Here is a 17,065-nt window from a genome sequence, read left to right on the forward strand (position 1 = left end):
AAAACACTGATATCGCTATCAGTGTTTTTTTGTTGCTTGTAATTTGCCATATAATAAATAATCAACCTGCCTAAGTTGGTCAATGGTTTTGCAATTTAGGGCACACATAATCAAACGCAGGTCATCTTTCCAGCCGTTGATAATGGCAATCGCTTTTTCGACTGGGTATTTTTCAACAAGTTCTAAAACAGTGCGAGATAAACCGACTGCTTTAGCCCCTAATACCAAACATTTAATGATATCCAGAGGATGGCGAACACCACCAGAGGCAAGAATTTCCATCTTATCCACCATTGGCTGAGCATTTAAAAGGGTCTGCACTGTGCTTTGTCCCCAATCATCGAGGTAAGAACGGTTATTGCCACGCTGGTTTTCAATATAAGCAAAACTAGTCCCACCACGCCCTGAAATATCGACAGTCTGAATACCCAGGTCATGCGCCATCTCAATAGTTTTAAGGTCCATCCCAAAGCCGACTTCCTTAAGAATAACGGGAACAGGAGATTTGCTGGCATAATCAGCTAGGTTGGCTTTCCACTGATGAAAAACGCGCTCTCCCTCAGGCATAAGCAACTCTTGCATGAGATTAACATGGACTTGCAGAAAAATAGGCTGCAGCTCTTGAATAGTTTGCAGACCGAGTTCATAAGGCTTATCAATGCCGATATTGGTCGCTAATAACAATTGTGGAAATTCTGACGACTTGGGATAAGACTGGTCTTTTGGATTTTTCAGCGCAGCACTATAAGAACCCGTCACCATAACCAGTCCTGTCGCTTGGGCCACCTGAGCTATTTTGCGATTGACAGCTCTGCCTTTTTCCGAGCCACCCGTCATCGCATTGATGTAAAAAGGAAAATCAAAATCTTGCCCAGCAAAATGAGTTGTGAGATCAATCTCGCTCAAATCATAGTCTGGCAAGGAATGATGAATCAATTCCATATCGTCAAATGAATTGTAGGGCGACTGGTAAGCCAAAGCGTGCTTGATGTGGTCATCTTTACGGTTGGTCATGCTAATTCCTCCAAATCCAGTAATACAATTCCTGCATCTTCCCAGCGTTTGATGAGGGTTTTGGTGTCTGTTTGATTAAAGGACAGAGCGATGCCGCAATCGCCGCCGCCTGAACCTGATGATTTGGCAATAACGTCCAAGCCTTCTTCGGCTGCTTTCAAAGTTTTCAGAGTGTCATTGTAAATGGCTGGGCTCAAACCGAGCAACAAATCGCTGACCTTTTGCAGACTGGTTTTAATGACATCTTTATCACCTGTTTGTAAGGCTTCTTGGCAAATTAAGACTTGATTTTGAGTGTCCTTCAAAAAATCTGGTGTGATAGCCGATTTGACCAAACAAATCATATCCTTTGAAATAGAAGGTTGTCTGGTCCAACCAACCAAGAAATCACAGGCTAAAGCAGGCTTAAGAATGTCAATGCGATAGCCCCAATCCTTAGCCAGCACCTCTTGAATGCTTTCTGTGGCAATCCAACTTGCGACTTTTTGACGGTCAAAAGAGGTAAAGGCCACCAAGTCCTCATAAGTAATACAGGCAATATCGCCCATTGAACCGTTGTCCCCCATTTTCAAGAGCGTATAAGACGCCAACTTAAAAATAGTATTTGCCGATAAGTTCAAGTCATAAAAGGCAGACAAGGCTTTCAATGTCAGAACCGTCACTGAACCACTTGAGCCAATACCAAATTTCTTGCCGTCGCGCTCCATTTTTCCTGTAATACGAAGGTCAAAGGCAGGCAATTCTTCCAAAGATTTCCCCAAACAAGCGGCTAATGTCTTAATCGTCTGCTGAATAAGGGAGTAATCACTGTTTGGAGTCATGTCAGCACCTGCATCAAACATATCTGAAAAGAGGTGGATCGTCCTAGCTTCCCTAACCTGCGCGGTCATGTAAATGGGGATATTTTTGATAATAGCGGTCTGACCTGGGGTTAAAATAGCGTATTCCCCCGCAATATAAAGCTTACCGCCTGTTTGCACACTAATCGTTTTCATCTGGCAATACCTTGGTTTGTGAGGCAATTACGCGATACTTCTCTTCAAAACGTTTGGTTAAGCGCTCCAAATCATCTTCTAAACAAAGCACTTTAACGTTCGGACCTGCATCCATAGTGAAATAGCATTTTTCCCCTTGGGCACGCAAACTCTTAACAAAATCCATAGCCTCATAAGACGCATCGGTCAGATAGTTAAAAGGAGGATTGGCATGGGTATTGGTATCATGCATGGCAAGGGCGTTGCGCTCAGTCAATTCCCCCACGCGCTCAAAGTCGTTGGCTTTTAAATAAGCCAACATATCCTTGTAATCTTGTTCTGATTGTTTGACCCAATCCGCAAAAGTGGTTGAGGTTTCTACGCAACGTTTCATGCCTTCGCGGCTAGAAATAGGCTTTTTATTATCGTTTAAAACTAGCATAATCATCGCCAGCTTGAGGTCAGTCTGAACAGGGTAAATGTCGCCGCTGTCCTTATCCCAAGCTGCAATGGGTCCAAAAAAAGAACGCGACGATGAACCAGAGGCAAATTTGGCTTTTTGAGCTAGTCGAGCCTGCGTCAATCCAGTTTCAAATAGTTCGTTGCAAGCTTTGACAAGGGCTGATAGGCCACTAGAACTTGAGGATAATCCCGCAGCTGTTGGCATGTTATTGCTTGTTTCAACGCTGACAAACTGGCTACGGTCCCCACGGTATTGGTCAATAATGGCTGAAATCTTAGCGTGTTCTTTCTCGTCTTGCAAGACCCCATTGATGTAAAATATATCCTTAGTTGCTGATGGGGGCAGGAAAGAAACGGTTGTTGTCGTAAAGAGATTGTCCAAAGTCAAGGAAATACTGCTAGTTGCTGGAATCATGCAGGCAGCGTCAGCTTTTCCCCAGTATTTGATAATGGCAATATTAGCGTATGATGTTACCGTTACAGTTTTTCGATCCACGTTTGAACCGCTCCTCCTTCTTTTAATACATGACTAATGTGCTCCGCGTCAGCTTGATCGCTTGAAAGGGCAATAATACACCCCCCAAGTCCGCCACCGCTCATCTTGGCTCCAAGGGCACCATTTTTCAAAGCAAGAGCAACCAACTGATCCGAAAGATCCACGCTGACACCGATAGCTTGCAAATGACTATGGGCCTTGGTCATCATCTGACCGATGGTGTCAATAGCCTTATCTTGAATCGCTTTCTGGACGATTTCCGTCAAATCACCCAATGCCGCTAGATGAGGAAGGTTGGCTTCTTCAGTTTGTGCCACTTTTTCGACGGCTTCTCTGGTGTTACCATAAATCCCCGTGTCTGCAATCACCAAATAAGCCCCCAAATCCAAATCTAGCGTGTTAAAACCAATGTTTCGGACAAAGGTAATGGCTTGGTCACTCAAACACGTCTTGGCATCCAAACCACTCGGATTGGAATGCGCAATGATTTCCGCCTTGTTCACCAAAATTTCCAATGTTTGTCGGTCAATGCTTTGCTCAAAGTAATCAAAAACCGCTCGAATAGCTGCAATAGATACCGCTGCCGACGACCCCATCCCTCGTTTTTGAGGAATTTCGGAACGAATGGCACAAGAAATCGGAATATCCGTGTGATTAAGGTACTCAAGAGCTGAATAAATCGCAGTTGACACCGTATCGTAAAAGTCAAATGTTATCTTCTCTTTGGCTGGATAAATGCAGCACTCAACCTCAATTCCCTTAAGCGGAATCGCAATGGCAGGATAGCCATAAACCACCGAATGCTCACCCATCCAAATAATCTTACTATGCGCCTTACCAACGCCAATTTTCTTAGTCATTTTCTTCTCTTATTAAAAAATTTAGTCCACCTACCATTGTATCATCAATAACAAAAAAAAGCGACTATTACTGAAAATTGATTAGAGGGAATATAATTCTTTTCATATGCTACCCACATTTTGGAAGGAAAAAAGTAAGTATAATCCTTGTGTCTTATTGACAGTGGGATTACACTTACTTGCATTTAACAATTCTTATTGATTTTTGTAGCTAGCATCAATGCCAGAGAAAAATTGTTTAGATAATTTGGAAATGGTGCCATCTTGTTCAAGTTCTTTCAGGGCTTTGTTAATCTTCTTTTGAAGAGCTTCATCTTGACCTTTATTAAAAGCAATGGCAATGTTTTCTTCACCAATTTCACCATCTAAAATTTTCAAATCCAATCCTTTTTGCTTGATAATAGCAGCTAAAATGGTCTTAGCATTTGAATAGCCATTGACTTGACCATTTGTCACTGCAGAAAATGCAGCTTCGCGGTCATCATAAGTTTGGATGGTGGTGCTTGGATTAAATTGCTTAAGGACGGTGATTTGGTTAGAACCAACAGTTGCTGCGATGGTCGTATTGGATAAGTCATCAACAGATTTTAGGTGAGAATCTAATTGAGTGACAACACCATATTGGAAAGCAGCATACGGTGTTGAGAAATCATAGGCTTCTTTTCGTTTATCCGTTATTGCCACAGAACTTGCCACTGCATCCACTTTATGGCTAGTCAACAAACCAAATAAACCGTCAAAACTAGTTGTCGTAAAATCAACACGATAACCCATTTTATCTGCTACAGCTTTCATAACTTCTACGTCAAATCCTGTTAAATTTCCATTATCATCTTTATATAAGACCCTGGAAAACTAACCCCAGTTGTCGCCACTTTCAAAACAGGTTTATCTGATGAGGCTGTGCTTTCTGATGCTTGATTGCCCTTGGTAGCTGTTTGATAGCCAAAATAAGCAAGTACTGCAATAACCACAATGGCAATAATCCCAATAATCGATTTTTTCTTCATTCATTAATCTCCTCTAAAATAAACTTGAACAGTTGACACCACATCGTCAACTTTAGCTAAATTTTCTCCAATATTATTTTCGGGAACAATCCAAGATTGAATTGTCTCCTTACTAAAATGAGTGCTTACAGTAGGCTCTTGATAAAGCAAACTAATAAAATCATCGTGATTTTCGATTGCCTTCATCGCTGCTTGATAAACCAACTCATGTGCGGTTTGCTTACCAATAACTTTCCCCAACTTAAACATGATACGCTCTGAATAAGGGAGACTGCCTTGAATATCAAGGTTTTTCCGCATCTGAACGGTATTAACCTCTAACTCCGACAAGATATAAGTCAATTGAACTAGCTGAGCATCCAAATAACTGGTGATTTCTGGAAGAGCAACCCACTCATTGCGCCAATGAATAGCGTCACGTTCGCCATCAATCAACATAGATTGTAATATTACGCTATCATCTGAAAAAATGGGCTGCGTCAGGCTCGCAACCCCTTCTATCAAAGCTGGATTGCGTTTTTGAGGCATGGTTGATGAACCAATTTCCCCCTTACGAAAAGGTTCGTGAATTTCATTGATTTCAGTTTTCATCAGGGTAAACAGTTCATGTCCAATTTTACCCAAGGTACCAGCATAAATCCCTAAAGTCGTAGCGAATTCTGAAAAGCGATCTCTGGATGGCTGCCATGAAATATTGGGAACGACCAAACCCAATTCAGCCAAGGTTAAACGCTCAACTTCAATTCCCCTTCCGTCAAATGCAGCGTATGTCCCAACAGCACCACTGATACTTCCAACAAAAACCTCATTGCATTCCAATTGGCGTAAACGTTTGTGATTTCTTAATAATTCATCCAACCAAATGGCTAATTTAACGCCAAATGTAATCGGAATAGCGTGAATGCCATGAGTTCGCCCCATCATAAGAGTAGAACGGTGCTTTTGGGCCAATGCTGCTACTGTTTGAATGAGGGCTTTTGAATGTTGCACAATCACATCATAGGCTTCTTTGGTTTGCAACATAATACCTGTATCAACAATATCTTGAGTGGTAACACCGTAATGCACGTATTCCCCCGCCTCAGTGCCGACTAATTCTTGAAGCGCATGAATTAAAGCAATCAAAGAGTGCCGCTTTTGAGCACTTTCTTTTTGCAAGGCCAAAAGGTTGAGATGTTCAACTTTTGCTTTTTCAATAATTTGTTGTGCTGCCGTTTTTGGAATAATGCCCAATTCACCTTCAATTTTAGCCAGAGCCACCTCAACCGCTAATTGTTTTGATACTTTGTTCTCGTCACTCCAAATCAAGCGAATCTCAGGTGTTGAAAAATTATTTTGCAATAATATCGAATCTAAAACACTTGTCATTTGTCATCTTTCCCTTTCTTATAAGGCTGAACTCTCTAAAGACCCACGATAGAGTGAATGAACAAAGGCACGCACGCGCTCATGACTGTTATTATTAGAAAGTAATAGATCCGTAGGTCCTTGTGTTAAAATTTCCCCATTTTCAATAAAGACAACATTATCTGCCGTCTTTCTAGCAAATGCCATTTCATGAGTCACTAAAATCATGGAAATGTTTTCTTCTGCCAGAGTTGAGATAACTTGCAAGACTCCATCGACCATTTCAGGGTCAAGAGCTGAAGTTGGCTCATCAAATAAAATGATTTTGGGCTTAAACGCAATAGCAACACGTTGCTGTTGCCCGCCTGATAAAGTAACTGGGTACTTATTTTCAAAATCTGCTAAACCAACTTTTTCCAAAGACTCATGTGCGATGATTTCGGCCTCTTTTCTTGAAAAACGACCGCTTAAAACCAAAGGCTGAACCACATTTTGCAAAACCGTGTAATTCTTAAACAAGTGAAATTGTTGAAAAACCATGGTTGAATGGTTGCGAATCTGACGAATCTGACGAATATCACGCTTATTTATCTTTCCTCCGATGACTTCAGTATCTCCAACTCGCAACCTTCCTGACGTTGGTATCTGTAACAGATTCAAGGTGCGTAACAGGGTTGTTTTACCTGAACCGCTTGGTCCAACAAAAGCGGTCACCGTTCCTTCTTCAATAGTTAAATCAATGGATTTTAAAATGGTTTTGTGACCTATTGTCACTTCTAAATTAGTTAACTCAATCAAACTCATCTACGGACCTCCTATACGGTGCTGTCAAATCTCTTTCAAATAGATGTTGTATCCAAGTGTAGATCACAATCATCAGCCAATACAGTAGCCCTATGGCTAAATAGGTTTCAAAATAGCGTAAAGAACCTCCTGCAATCATTTTTGCGTGGGCAAATAACTCTGTTATTCCCAAGGTGAATACAAGCGATGTTTCTTTTAGCAAACTAACAAATGTATTTCCGGTAGCGGGTAAAGCATTTAAAGTCGCCTGAGGCAAAATGACATGTAGAAAAATCTTCCAACCCGGGATGTTAAGAGCTTGCCCTGCCTCAATTTGCCCTTTATCAACAGAATTAACGGCTGCTCTAAAAATCTCAGCCAAATAAGCAGATTGTTTTAAGCCAAGACCTACAACAGCTGAGGTAATGGCGGTCATTCCTTGAAAAGCTGGAAATAACTGAGGTAAGCCATAAAATATTAAAAACAATTGCACCAAGGTCGGCATCCCACGAAATAAGGAAATGTAAACATTAGCAAAGTATCGTAGCGTTTTTTGATTGGATAGTTGAAACCATGTCATCAAAGCTCCGACTAAAATCGCTAATAACATAGAAGCCATTGCAATAAAAATGGTTACAGGAATGTAGGCAGGTAATTTTAAAAATAATTCAAAAAAGTATTGCCAACTAAAATTCATGGCTTACTCCTTTCAATAATGTTTGCAAAGCTTCATCCTTAACATCTAACAAAGCTTCTTGATTAAAGGTTTTGATGAGGTAAACCGTTTTATGATCTGAAAAAAGTGACTTCTCACCAAGGTAACGAAAACCCATTTTTTCGTAAGCATCAATGAGCCAAGGATGTTCTAGAGCCGTTCCCAGCGTCACAGCAGGTGCCTTCAATTCTTTTAGGATATAGTTGTCAATGATTTCTGATATCAAGGACTTAGCATGTCCCTGCCCTTGAAAATGAGGATTTGTCGCCACCCAGCCTAAGTGGGGGAGGAAAAAAGGACTCGGATTATCTGACCAAGGCAGCCTAACTGAAACAGACGATACCAGTTGTTTATCAAGCACTTTTACAAAAGTAGGCGTTGTTTGCAGTGCTTTTTCAAGTTCTGATTGAGTCATTATCCCTGCTTTAAAATGAATTCCTAGTCTTTCATTTGCTTCATAAGCTTGATGATACAAGTTCACTAATGCTTCACTAAATTCATATGTTGCTTGCTGATAGGTCATACATTTCCTTTCTTTTTTAGTCTAACAATGTTATTTTTTCAAAAAATTCTGATAGTTTTAGCAGTGTTTTTTCCATTAGTTGCCAATAAATGGCGTCGAGTTTCCCTTGAGTTAACTGGTGATACTTAGCAAAATGCTCTCGTGATGATAACGGATTTTGAGGAGAACCTTTAGGATATTGTACTAACTGATCAAAAATGATCTGATGATTGCTTCTGATAATCAAACGTATTGGACGTGTGCTATCATCGCTTGGCAAATCATTAAAACGGCTAATTTTTTGTGCAAATTCACGAAAGTCAGTAAATGTTTTTTCCTCGGAAAAATCAGAACTTTCCACACTTCCTTTAGATAAAACCAACCACAAAAGGTATTCAATTGAAAACTTACCTTCTAAACACGTTTTAGGAAAACGATGCGTCAAAGCCCGATCCCCTGTCGCAGAAAAATGTACTTCAATATCAGATACTTCATCAGCCCCTTATCCCAAATTGGTAAGCTTTTTCTCCCAAATCATAGCCAGCATTGGCTGTAGAGCAAAAAGGGTATTTCTTAAACCATAAGCCTGGTGATAAGATTTGAGCAGGTTCCAACCAATTATCCAAGAAAGCCGTCACAGAGAAATGCTGCCGATTAAAGATTTGAAACCAACCTGTCAAGGGGGATAAGACATCATCGTAAGCTGTCATGCCCAAATTCACTAACTCATAGGCTTGAACAGCATTTCTTGCTGCAAATCCTACATTTAAAGGCTTACCATCTGTTCCTTCTTGGCAGAGAAAGCCTGCAGATTGCGTTGATGTTAACGATAATAACTGAGAATATTCGTCAACGGTAAGGTTTTAAAATAACCAATAGCAACAGCAGCAGCTAAACTACCAATGGTGGCTGTACTATGCCAGCCTTGTTTAATGTGTTGAGGTTGGCACTGCAGACCAATCCTGCCAGCAAATTCCACGCCTTGAACATAAGCCGCTAATAACCTTTCAAAAGAATCATCGGCATCACTGACAGCTAACAGCGCCGAAAAGATGACTGCACTTGGATGCCCTCGAAAATTGGCTTGAACACCGTCTAAATCATGGTAGTGAGCCAAATAGCCTGATAGCAAGGCTGATTGCTCCTTTGATGTTCGATAAGGGGTTAAAAGAATCAGATGACTGCCAGCTTTTTCGAGTGATGCTTGCAACAAACCTTTCCTTTTAGCTGATTGTAATCCAGCAGAATAACAAGCTAAATAATCTAATAAAGCTATTTTCGCAAGCGCTATGCTTTCCTTATATTGCGGAGTATCATGAATCTCTTTTTGCAATTGTTGGATCATTTTTTTAGTAACGCTCATAACTTCTCAAATCATTTCTCACCAGCGTAGTAATCCAATAAATACAAGGCATTTTTAACAAAATAATTAACTGCAACTGGAAGCGCCTCATCTTTTACACTAAAGTCATCGTGGTGCCAGTCAGGGGCATTTTCGTCACCATTTGAACCAATAAAGGCAAAAACTCCTGGAATTTTTTCTTGATAAGCAGCAAAATCTTCACCACCTGTTGATGGCAGGGTTTCAATAACCTCAGCAAAGGTTTTAGAATGTTCAAAAATCAAAGGCGTTAGCGTAGAATCATTAAACGTAACTTTTGGTGAACTTCCCCAAGAAATCGAAACTTCCGCTCCAAATTGTTCCGCCGTATGTTCGACTACTTTGGTAAATTGCTCAATGACTGACAAGCGAACGTCAGGATCAAATGTTCGAATAGTCCCTTCAAAAAAACCACTGGCTGGTAAAACATTCCAAGTATTGCCAACATCAATATGAGTCACAGACAAGACTGCTGATTGAAAAGGTGAGATTGTTCTTGACACAATCGACTGTAAATTATTAATAATAGTTGTGATAACCAATACTGTATCAACACCTAAATCAGGCCGAGCTGCGTGAGCGCTGATGCCTTTGACTGTCACTGCAAATTGTTCCACTCCAGCCATTATAGCTCCTGAACGCAAACCGATTTGACCTGGTTTTAAATGAGGATTATTGTGATACCCCACAATAGCTGATACCCCTTCTATGCCACCAGCCGCTATGACTTGATGTCCACCCTGAAAATTTTCTTCTGCTACTTGGAAAATCAAGCGAACGGTTCCTTTTAATGTTGCTTCTTGTTGTTTTAAACGTTCTGCTGCTCCCAATAAACTGGTTTGGTGAAAATCATGGCCGCAGGCATGCATCGCACCATTATCACTCGCATAGGCAAGCCCTGTCTTTTCAAAAATAGGAAGAGCATCAATATCTTCTCGTAAAGCAATAATGGGATATCCATGCCCAATTTCAGCAATAACCCCTGTTTTCAAAGGGTAATCCAAGGGCTCAATCCCAATATTTTGCAACTGTTCTTTGATAAAACGAGTGGTGTTGTATTCTTTTTCTGAAACTTCTGGATGTTGATGAATATGGTGACGAATCGCTGTCAATTTTTGATAAAACGTATCTGACAAATGCCTATCCTCCTCTTTTCAGATTGCTATTATCTTATCACCTCATTTTCACCTTGCATACTCTATTTTACTTATGGCAAGCTATAAATCATGTTTATAGAGGACTTTTAAAAAATGTTCTTTCATTAAAGGACACATGAACCTTCCCCCTTCGCTATTACATTTTTTTATCACGGGTTTGGTTTTTTATATCAGAATTTTGCGATTTTTCAGTTTACTTTTTGTTATAATAGCTACAACTTTCACAAGGAGGGATGGGTTCATATGAATTTACAGCAGTGTCGTTATGTTGATATGGTGGCTCGTATGGGGTCTTTTAGTCAGGCGGCTAAGGAATTGTTTATGACACAGCCCAATTTATCCAGTTCCATTAAGGATTTGGAAAATGAATTGGGGGTTCAGCTTTTTGTGCGTTCCAATGTCAGCACGCGCCCGACCGAAGATGGCTATGATTTTTTAAAATACGCCAAGCGGATTCTTGGTGAGGTGGATTTATTAGAGCAACGTTATCAGGAAGATTTCAAAAAGAGTTTTACAGTCGCATCGCACCACTATGATTTTTTGTCCATTCCCATGGCAACCGTAGCGCAGCAATTTAACGAGGAATATCAGGAATTTCAAACCATTGAAACCACAACCAAGGAGATTTTGGATAGTGTGGCGACTTTTGAGGCAGATTTGGGCATTATTTACCTTGATGACGACAACAAGCATATTTTAGAAACGTCCTTGAAGCATCATGATCTGACGTTTACGTCTTTGGGGGATTTTCCCACGCGTATTTTTTTGCGAAGGCAACACCCTTTGGCAACGAAAAAAGAGATTTCTGAGAGTGATTTGAAGGGCTACGACCAAATTCGTTTTCGTCAGGAAGAGTCTGGATTGCATTTTGATGATGACGCTCTGAGCATTCATCGTAAACAGCGCGTACTTTATAGCAATGATAGAGGAACGGTCATGAATTTGCTTTGTGCCACGGATGCTTATGCTTCTGGTCTTGGCATCGTCAATAGTTTTGTGCGTGACCAGATTGTCTTGATTCCGCTGAAGGATAGCCCCAAACATACACTTGGCTACGTTACCCATAAACATAAAAAATGTCTGACATTGGGGCGGCTTTTGTTGCTGAAGTGCGAAAAAGTTTAGATGCCTTTCCAAATGCCATCTAAGACTTCTCTTGAAAACACTTTCTCTTTTTGTGTTACAATAGAAAAAAGGAGGATGCATTATGGAATGGAAAACACTTAATAACGGCGTGAAAATACCTGTTTTGGGGTTTGGCGTGTGGCAAATGTTTGACCAAGCTGACTGCCAACGTGCGGTGGAGGAGGCCTTTGACGTTGGCTACCGTCTGATTGATACCGCTGCTCTTTACCAAAACGAAGAGGCTGTGGGACGTGCGGTCAAGGCTTCAGGTCTAGCCCGCGAGGACGTTTTTCTAACCAGCAAGGTTTGGATTAATGACTTGGGTTATGAAGCAACCAAAAAAGCCTTTGAAAAAAGCCTTCAAAAGCTTGATACCGATTATTTGGACCTTTATCTCATTCACCAACCTTATGGCGATACACACGGGGCTTGGCGAGCAATGATTGACTTGTACCGTGAGGGACGCATTCGCGCTATTGGGGTGTCTAATTTTTCAACTGGTCGCTTGACAGATTTTGCGATAAATACTGATATCGTGCCAGCGCTTAATCAAATTGAGCTGCACCCTTACAAGCAACGCCCTCTCATGCAAGCGGCTAATGCCGAATTTGGAGTGGCAACTCAGGCATGGAGCCCTTTCAACCGCGGAGAGGACAATATCTTCAAGGATCCTGTTTTGAACAACATTGCTGAAAAGCACGACAAAACCGTGGCACAGGTCATTCTTCGTTGGCAAATTCAAAGTGATATTCTCACCATTCCAAAATCAGCACATATTGACCGTATGCGTGACAATATCGATGTTTTTGATTTCCAATTGACAGATGATGACCTCAAACGCATTCAAGCTCTCGACCGTTATCCAAACGACTATGGTCCAAACGAAAGCCCTGAGCAAGTCAAGCGCTTATCAACTTTCTTCCCATCTTAATCGTAAGAGCACTCAAAATCTTAGATTTGGGTGCTCTTTCTTATTTTCCAAAAACGGCTTGAGAGGTTACTCCACTCCTTCACTTTTGAATAATTCTTCGGTCAAATACAAGATAACCTGAACCAAGATTGAAAGAGCCACTGTGAGGAGAATGCCCCAAATCAAAGGCGGAAAACTCATGGTGCGCAAGCCATCAAACAAAATGCGACCTAATCCGCCAGCATTGATGGTGGCTGAACCTAAGGAAAGTCGCAGTTTCAGTCTGGATCTTTCTTTAGGTACTTTAGAAAATATTGTCGTAAAAAATGGCCAGCAAGTTAAAAGTGGCGATGTGATTGCTACTTATCAAAATGCAACGATTGCTGATCAAGCCAATGAGCAAGCTCAATCTTTAAATAAATTAAATTTAGCCATTACCAATGCTAAGACAAATTTAGATAGTGCCGTTCAAAAACGTAACCAACTAGCCAATCAATTAGCCCAAGCTAAAAAGAATGTGCAAAGTTTGCAAGCAGCCAATGATCCTAGTGCAATTGAAGCATCGGCACAATTAGATGCAGCCCAACAAGCCTATGATGCCCAAGTTGAAGTGGTCAATCAAGCGCAACAAGCACTAGATAATGCCAATTTAGATTTTTCTGATGCTAATGCCCAAGTCGAGCAAACACGTAAGAAAGTTACTACTTCAGTAACTGCGCCGTTTGATGGTACCGTTTACATTGATGAAGCAGGTAAATCTTCAGCCAATACGCCTTATGCAACCATTGTATCTCCGGGAACGATTGTCCAAGCAACCGTTACAGAGTATGACTACAATAAATTAAAACTAGGTCAAAAAGTTGAAATTTTACCTGTGAATGATTCAAGAAAAGTATTAGGTAGCATTACAAATATTTCGACTTTACCGCAAAGTGCTGCAGTAAGCAATCAAGCTAGTGCCGCTTTATCCGGCGCGGGCAATACTGCTAGTGGTGGGACAACTATTTCCAATTATAGCTTTACAGTGGAAGCTCAAGAAGAAATTCATTATGGTTTTAGTGTACAAATTTCTGTTCATTTAAGTGACATTACCATCCCTAAAGAAGCACTGGTTAAAAAAGGGGAAGAAACGTTTGTTTATACTTACAAAAAAGGTAAAGTCCATCTTACTAAGGTAACAGTTAAAGAACAAGTAGATGGCTATTCTGTAGAGAAAGGCTTAGCTGTTGATGAGCAGTATATTGTTGATCCTGATAAACGCTTAACTGAGGGTAAAGAAGTGGAGGTGTTTGAATGATCGATTTAATTGGAATCAATAAATATTACAAAAATGCCGAAGAAACCCTTCATGTGTTAAAAGATGTGAATTTGCACGTCTCACAAGGGGAAATGGTTGCGATTATGGGTCCATCTGGTTCGGGAAAATCCACCTTAATCAATTTACTAGGTTTTATTGATCGTAAATTTGAAGGGACGTATTTATTTGAAGGTGAATCACTGGTGGCTAGTAGTGATGATCGGCTATCAAAAGTGCGTAATCAAACGGTAGGTTTTGTTTTTCAAAATTTTAGCTTAATTGAAAATAATACAGTATATGAAAACGTAGAATTGCCCTTGTTATATGGTGGTTATAGTTTTTCGCAAACGAAAGAAAAAGTGATGGCTGCTTTAAAAAGAGTAGGGCTAGAAGGTAAGGAAGACAAGTATCCTAAACAATTATCTGGTGGACAACAACAAAGAGTCGCCATTGCCCGTTCAATTATCAATAATCCTAAATTTATTATTGCCGATGAACCAACAGGCGCTTTAGATACCCATACTTCAGAAGAAATTATGAAGCTTTTTGAAGAATTAAATCAACAAGATGGTGCAACCATTATTTTAGTTACTCACGATCCAGAAGTCGTTCCTTATTGTCATCGTTTAATTCGGATTCGTGATGGGGCAATTATTGAGGATAAGGAGCTGAGCAAATCATGAATTTATATGTAAATTGGCGTTCAGCTTTCAAGGCGATTGCAAATAATCGCAAACGAAGTATTTTAACCATGCTAGGGATTGTGATAGGGATTGCGGCTGTCATTGCCATTTTAGCGATTGGTCGAGGTTATGAGCGAGATTTAATCAAAAGCTTAACTAAAAGTGATAATGGCCAAGTGGAAGTACAGATTATCTTTAATCCTAATGATCCTGCCTTTTATGATACCAATCGCCCTTCATTTCAAAGTAGCGATTTAAGTTTAATTCGTCAAGTCAAGGGTGTGAAAAGTGCGGATTTTGAAACAATTGATTTAAAACAAGCGACACTATCAACGCCACTGAAGGGTGAAGAAAAAAATGTCAGTGTGGATTTAGTCAAAAAGACTGATCAAAACTTGATTGCTGGGCGTAATCTAAGCGTAGTAGATAATTTAAATTTTAATAAAACAGCCCTTATTAATCGCAGTTTAGCAACAGATTTATATCATTCACCACAAGCGGCTTTAAATCGTGGTATATCTTTAGGCTCACAAGTTTTTACCATTGTGGGTGTTTATGAAGATGAAGCAATTAGTGAAGATGAGATGGGGATGGCGGGCATGTTTGGTTCAGATACCAATTATCAAGCCAAAATACCCAAAAAAACCTATTCACGTTACTATCAAGGAAGTAAAAATACCGCTAGTGTAACAGCTGTATTGGATAAAGGGACAAAACCAGATGAAGTAGCTAATAAAATTTTGGATAAATTGAAAAAACAAGGAAGCTTACGTAATCAGGGAACTTATCAATCATTTGATAGTAGTTTCTTAACCAAGGGTATCGGTAAAGTTTTAAGTACCATTACCTACTTTATCTCGGCGGTGGCAGGTATCTCATTATTTATTGCCGGTGTAGGTGTAATGAATATGATGTATATTTCTGTCTCTGAACGGACAAAAGAAATCGGTATAAGAAGAGCCTTAGGAGCTACTCAGCGTTCGATTATGATCCAGTTTTTATTAGAAGGCATCATGTTAACCTTTACTGGTGGAATTATCGGTTACCTTTTAGGAATGGTTGTGGCCTATTCGATAGGCGCTATTATGAAAATTGGTATTCAAATTGATTTTTTTACTATTAGTATAGCTGTAGGTGTCTCGACGTTAATTGGTTTAGTCTTTTCAGTAATGCCAGCTAGAGAGGCGGCTAAGAAAGACTTAATTGATATTTTACGTTAGTATGAAATAAAAAAGGTGTGAAGAAAACACGCAGCGTAAAGAAGTTGAAAGAGGATGTTTATTTAAGTCAAATTTTACTGCATTTACCAATTATTTATGATTAAGCTAATTAAAATGAGCAACCCAACGCCTTAATTGACTTGTCTAAATTGTTGTTTATCTTCCATAGGGTAAACAAACAATTTAGTAGATTCCAGATCAACTTTTGACATAGAAACCTTTGAGATTTGGTTGTTGGTATAGGTTTTATAGTAATAATCACCAGTAGCAGTATTTCCGCAAGAAGAATACACAGTGATATCATGAGTATTTTGATCAGAAGTGGTACAGCCCTGAACAAAAGCGACTGAATCTAAAATGTGGAAGAATTGTGTAACGTTGGCTACATCATCTTGAGGACAAACTGAATGTTCTTTAACAAAGGTAGCTTTAACTAATCTAGATGCCGGTGACCAATCACCAGGTAAACCAATCGCACCAAAACCTTCGCCAAAAGGTTTTGCATCCCAATCAGGAGAATAAGAATTGTGAGGTTGTTTGCTACTTAAATGACGATAATTGTGTAAATTCATTAAATGATAATCAAAACTAGGACTATTAGTTAAAACGCCAACAGGATTGTCATAAATGACGGTTTTTCCGTCAATAATTTCAACGACAATCGCTTCGTCTTTGTCGGCGATAAACCAATGTAAAGTAGTGTTCGGTACATTAGGCTTAAAAGGAATATCAACCATATTTAAATTTTTAAGGGCAGCTTTAGTTTCCTTAACAGTTGAAAATTGTGCTAACACCCAAGGCACTAATTCATAAGGAGGAAGATTAAGGGCACCTTCTTTGATTTCATCAGCATATTTAGAAAACTGTGGGAAATTCAAATTTTCAATGCCTAAGCCTTTTTCGTTAATCGCATCGGCATAAAGTGGATAATTATCTAATACCATAGCTACGCCGATAAAAGCATAGTGTGATTTTTGTGAAGGTTCATTTTTATAGGTGATTTCATAGTTTCTAGGTGTAATAACAATTTCTTCGCCAAAATGGTAATCTAAATCTAAATTTCGTCCAAAGTAAAAATCTCCGTTAACATATCTTAATCCAGTACACATAAATATGATGCACTCCTTTC

Annotated in this window: 19 protein-coding genes and 2 pseudogenes; 5 read left to right on the forward strand and 16 right to left on the reverse strand. The window is 39.8% G+C overall.

Annotation, left to right across the window (positions count from 1 at the left end; genetic code table 11):
- Positions 1-18 precede the first annotated feature (18 nt).
- The 14 genes from fni to B3473_RS05310 all read right to left on the reverse strand — a co-directional run bounded on the left by fni (position 19) and on the right by B3473_RS05310 (position 10,680).
- The gene (fni, locus tag B3473_RS05245; RefSeq protein ID WP_154455217.1) at positions 19-1,014 is read right to left on the reverse strand and encodes a type 2 isopentenyl-diphosphate Delta-isomerase; all 996 of its coding nucleotides are present in this window, start codon (positions 1,012-1,014) and stop codon (positions 19-21) included.
- The gene (locus tag B3473_RS05250) at positions 1,011-2,009 is read right to left on the reverse strand and encodes a phosphomevalonate kinase (RefSeq protein ID WP_293677807.1); all 999 of its coding nucleotides are present in this window, start codon (positions 2,007-2,009) and stop codon (positions 1,011-1,013) included. Before B3473_RS05250 ends, fni begins: the two co-directional genes overlap by 4 nt.
- Complete coding sequence (gene mvaD, locus B3473_RS05255; protein WP_167829306.1) at positions 1,996-2,946, reverse strand: diphosphomevalonate decarboxylase; 951 nt, start codon at positions 2,944-2,946, stop codon at positions 1,996-1,998. The genes B3473_RS05250 and mvaD overlap by 14 nt, the downstream gene beginning before the upstream one ends.
- On the reverse strand, positions 2,928-3,806 hold the full coding sequence (mvk, locus tag B3473_RS05260; protein ID WP_154455215.1) for a mevalonate kinase: 879 nt from the start codon (positions 3,804-3,806) through the stop codon (positions 2,928-2,930). The genes mvaD and mvk overlap by 19 nt, the downstream gene beginning before the upstream one ends.
- Positions 3,807-4,001: 195 nt before the next feature.
- Positions 4,002-4,601 carry a transporter substrate-binding domain-containing protein gene (locus tag B3473_RS05265; protein WP_240892650.1) on the reverse strand — a complete coding sequence of 200 codons (600 nt, stop codon included), beginning with the start codon at positions 4,599-4,601 and terminating at the stop codon, positions 4,002-4,004.
- Between the two features lie 20 nt (positions 4,602-4,621).
- Positions 4,622-4,816 carry a hypothetical protein gene (locus B3473_RS05270; RefSeq protein WP_235280904.1) on the reverse strand — a complete coding sequence of 65 codons (195 nt, stop codon included), beginning with the start codon at positions 4,814-4,816 and terminating at the stop codon, positions 4,622-4,624.
- Between the two features lie 3 nt (positions 4,817-4,819).
- On the reverse strand, positions 4,820-6,184 hold the full coding sequence (gene purB / locus B3473_RS05275) for an adenylosuccinate lyase (RefSeq protein WP_293677810.1): 1,365 nt from the start codon (positions 6,182-6,184) through the stop codon (positions 4,820-4,822).
- 18 nt (positions 6,185-6,202) lie between these two features.
- Positions 6,203-6,967, reverse strand: coding sequence for an amino acid ABC transporter ATP-binding protein (locus B3473_RS05280; RefSeq protein ID WP_154455213.1), 765 nt, complete (start codon positions 6,965-6,967; stop codon positions 6,203-6,205).
- Entirely contained in the window at positions 6,954-7,643 is a 690-nt protein-coding gene (locus tag B3473_RS05285) for an amino acid ABC transporter permease (RefSeq protein ID WP_154455212.1), read from the reverse strand. The genes B3473_RS05280 and B3473_RS05285 overlap by 14 nt, the downstream gene beginning before the upstream one ends.
- Complete coding sequence (locus tag B3473_RS05290) at positions 7,633-8,184, reverse strand: GNAT family N-acetyltransferase (protein WP_293677812.1); 552 nt, start codon at positions 8,182-8,184, stop codon at positions 7,633-7,635. The genes B3473_RS05285 and B3473_RS05290 overlap by 11 nt, the downstream gene beginning before the upstream one ends.
- A 16-nt stretch (positions 8,185-8,200) precedes the next feature.
- Positions 8,201-8,608, reverse strand: coding sequence for a hypothetical protein (locus tag B3473_RS05295; RefSeq protein WP_293677813.1), 408 nt, complete (start codon positions 8,606-8,608; stop codon positions 8,201-8,203).
- Between the two features lie 49 nt (positions 8,609-8,657).
- Positions 8,658-8,873: a hypothetical protein gene (locus B3473_RS05300; RefSeq protein ID WP_235280910.1), complete on the reverse strand. Its 216-nt coding sequence runs from the start codon at positions 8,871-8,873 to the stop codon at positions 8,658-8,660.
- 113 nt (positions 8,874-8,986) lie between these two features.
- The gene (locus B3473_RS05305; RefSeq protein ID WP_235280911.1) at positions 8,987-9,526 is read right to left on the reverse strand and encodes an MmgE/PrpD family protein; all 540 of its coding nucleotides are present in this window, start codon (positions 9,524-9,526) and stop codon (positions 8,987-8,989) included.
- Between the two features lie 11 nt (positions 9,527-9,537).
- Positions 9,538-10,680 carry an amidohydrolase gene (locus B3473_RS05310; protein WP_293677816.1) on the reverse strand — a complete coding sequence of 381 codons (1,143 nt, stop codon included), beginning with the start codon at positions 10,678-10,680 and terminating at the stop codon, positions 9,538-9,540.
- Positions 10,681-10,944: 264 nt separating this feature from the next.
- Here B3473_RS05310 and B3473_RS05315 point away from each other — a divergent pair.
- Both B3473_RS05315 and B3473_RS05320 read left to right on the forward strand, forming a co-directional pair.
- Positions 10,945-11,849: pseudogene (locus B3473_RS05315) on the forward strand (LysR family transcriptional regulator).
- Between the two features lie 59 nt (positions 11,850-11,908).
- On the forward strand, positions 11,909-12,757 hold the full coding sequence (locus B3473_RS05320) for an aldo/keto reductase (protein WP_154454623.1): 849 nt from the start codon (positions 11,909-11,911) through the stop codon (positions 12,755-12,757).
- A 66-nt stretch (positions 12,758-12,823) separates the two neighbouring features.
- Here the strand turns inward: B3473_RS05320 and B3473_RS07330 are convergent.
- A pseudogene (locus B3473_RS07330) lies at positions 12,824-12,991 on the reverse strand (ABC transporter permease); the annotation flags it as partial.
- Between B3473_RS07330 and B3473_RS05325 the strand changes: the two are divergent.
- Genes B3473_RS05325 through B3473_RS05335 form a run of 3 tightly spaced genes read left to right on the forward strand, consistent with a single transcriptional unit; the run spans position 12,960 to position 15,936 of the window.
- Complete coding sequence (locus B3473_RS05325; protein ID WP_349675897.1) at positions 12,960-14,033, forward strand: efflux RND transporter periplasmic adaptor subunit; 1,074 nt, start codon at positions 12,960-12,962, stop codon at positions 14,031-14,033. The pseudogene B3473_RS07330 and the gene B3473_RS05325 overlap by 32 nt on opposite strands.
- A complete protein-coding gene (locus B3473_RS05330) occupies positions 14,030-14,716 on the forward strand; it encodes an ABC transporter ATP-binding protein (protein WP_264879513.1) in 687 nt (228 codons plus the stop codon). The genes B3473_RS05325 and B3473_RS05330 overlap by 4 nt, the downstream gene beginning before the upstream one ends.
- Complete coding sequence (locus tag B3473_RS05335) at positions 14,713-15,936, forward strand: ABC transporter permease (RefSeq protein WP_235280917.1); 1,224 nt, start codon at positions 14,713-14,715, stop codon at positions 15,934-15,936. Before B3473_RS05330 ends, B3473_RS05335 begins: the two co-directional genes overlap by 4 nt.
- A 131-nt stretch (positions 15,937-16,067) precedes the next feature.
- On the opposite strand, the gene bsh is transcribed toward B3473_RS05335, so the two are convergent.
- Positions 16,068-17,045, reverse strand: a complete 978-nt coding sequence (gene bsh / locus B3473_RS05340) for a choloylglycine hydrolase (RefSeq protein ID WP_269725482.1) — start codon at positions 17,043-17,045, stop codon at positions 16,068-16,070.
- Positions 17,046-17,065 lie beyond the last annotated feature (20 nt).

The sequence above is a fragment of the Streptococcus sp. UBA632 genome (assembly GCF_002300045.1).
GTDB classification, from domain to species: Bacteria; Bacillota; Bacilli; order Lactobacillales; family Streptococcaceae; genus Streptococcus; species Streptococcus alactolyticus.

Bases quoted from the DNA above. Each gene is read 5' to 3' on its own strand.
- fni (WP_154455217.1), bottom strand. From the start codon at position 1,014: ATGACCAACCGTAAAGATGACCACATCAAGCACGCTTTGGCTTACCAG.
- B3473_RS05300 (WP_235280910.1), bottom strand. From the start codon at position 8,873: ATGACAGCTTACGATGATGTCTTATCCCCCTTGACAGGTTGGTTTCAA.
- B3473_RS05320 (WP_154454623.1), top strand. From the start codon at position 11,909: ATGGAATGGAAAACACTTAATAACGGCGTGAAAATACCTGTTTTGGGG.
- B3473_RS05280 (WP_154455213.1), bottom strand. From the start codon at position 6,967: ATGAGTTTGATTGAGTTAACTAATTTAGAAGTGACAATAGGTCACAAA.
- B3473_RS05285 (WP_154455212.1), bottom strand. From the start codon at position 7,643: ATGAATTTTAGTTGGCAATACTTTTTTGAATTATTTTTAAAATTACCT.
- mvk (WP_154455215.1), bottom strand. From the start codon at position 3,806: ATGACTAAGAAAATTGGCGTTGGTAAGGCGCATAGTAAGATTATTTGG.
- B3473_RS05250 (WP_293677807.1), bottom strand. From the start codon at position 2,009: ATGAAAACGATTAGTGTGCAAACAGGCGGTAAGCTTTATATTGCGGGG.
- B3473_RS05335 (WP_235280917.1), top strand. From the start codon at position 14,713: ATGAATTTATATGTAAATTGGCGTTCAGCTTTCAAGGCGATTGCAAAT.
- B3473_RS05330 (WP_264879513.1), top strand. From the start codon at position 14,030: ATGATCGATTTAATTGGAATCAATAAATATTACAAAAATGCCGAAGAA.
- bsh (WP_269725482.1), bottom strand. From the start codon at position 17,045: ATGTGTACTGGATTAAGATATGTTAACGGAGATTTTTACTTTGGACGA.
- B3473_RS05270 (WP_235280904.1), bottom strand. From the start codon at position 4,816: ATGAAGAAAAAATCGATTATTGGGATTATTGCCATTGTGGTTATTGCA.
- B3473_RS05325 (WP_349675897.1), top strand. From the start codon at position 12,960: ATGCGACCTAATCCGCCAGCATTGATGGTGGCTGAACCTAAGGAAAGT.
- purB (WP_293677810.1), bottom strand. From the start codon at position 6,184: ATGACAAGTGTTTTAGATTCGATATTATTGCAAAATAATTTTTCAACA.
- B3473_RS05305 (WP_235280911.1), bottom strand. From the start codon at position 9,526: ATGAGCGTTACTAAAAAAATGATCCAACAATTGCAAAAAGAGATTCAT.
- B3473_RS05265 (WP_240892650.1), bottom strand. From the start codon at position 4,601: ATGAAAGCTGTAGCAGATAAAATGGGTTATCGTGTTGATTTTACGACA.
- B3473_RS05290 (WP_293677812.1), bottom strand. From the start codon at position 8,184: ATGACCTATCAGCAAGCAACATATGAATTTAGTGAAGCATTAGTGAAC.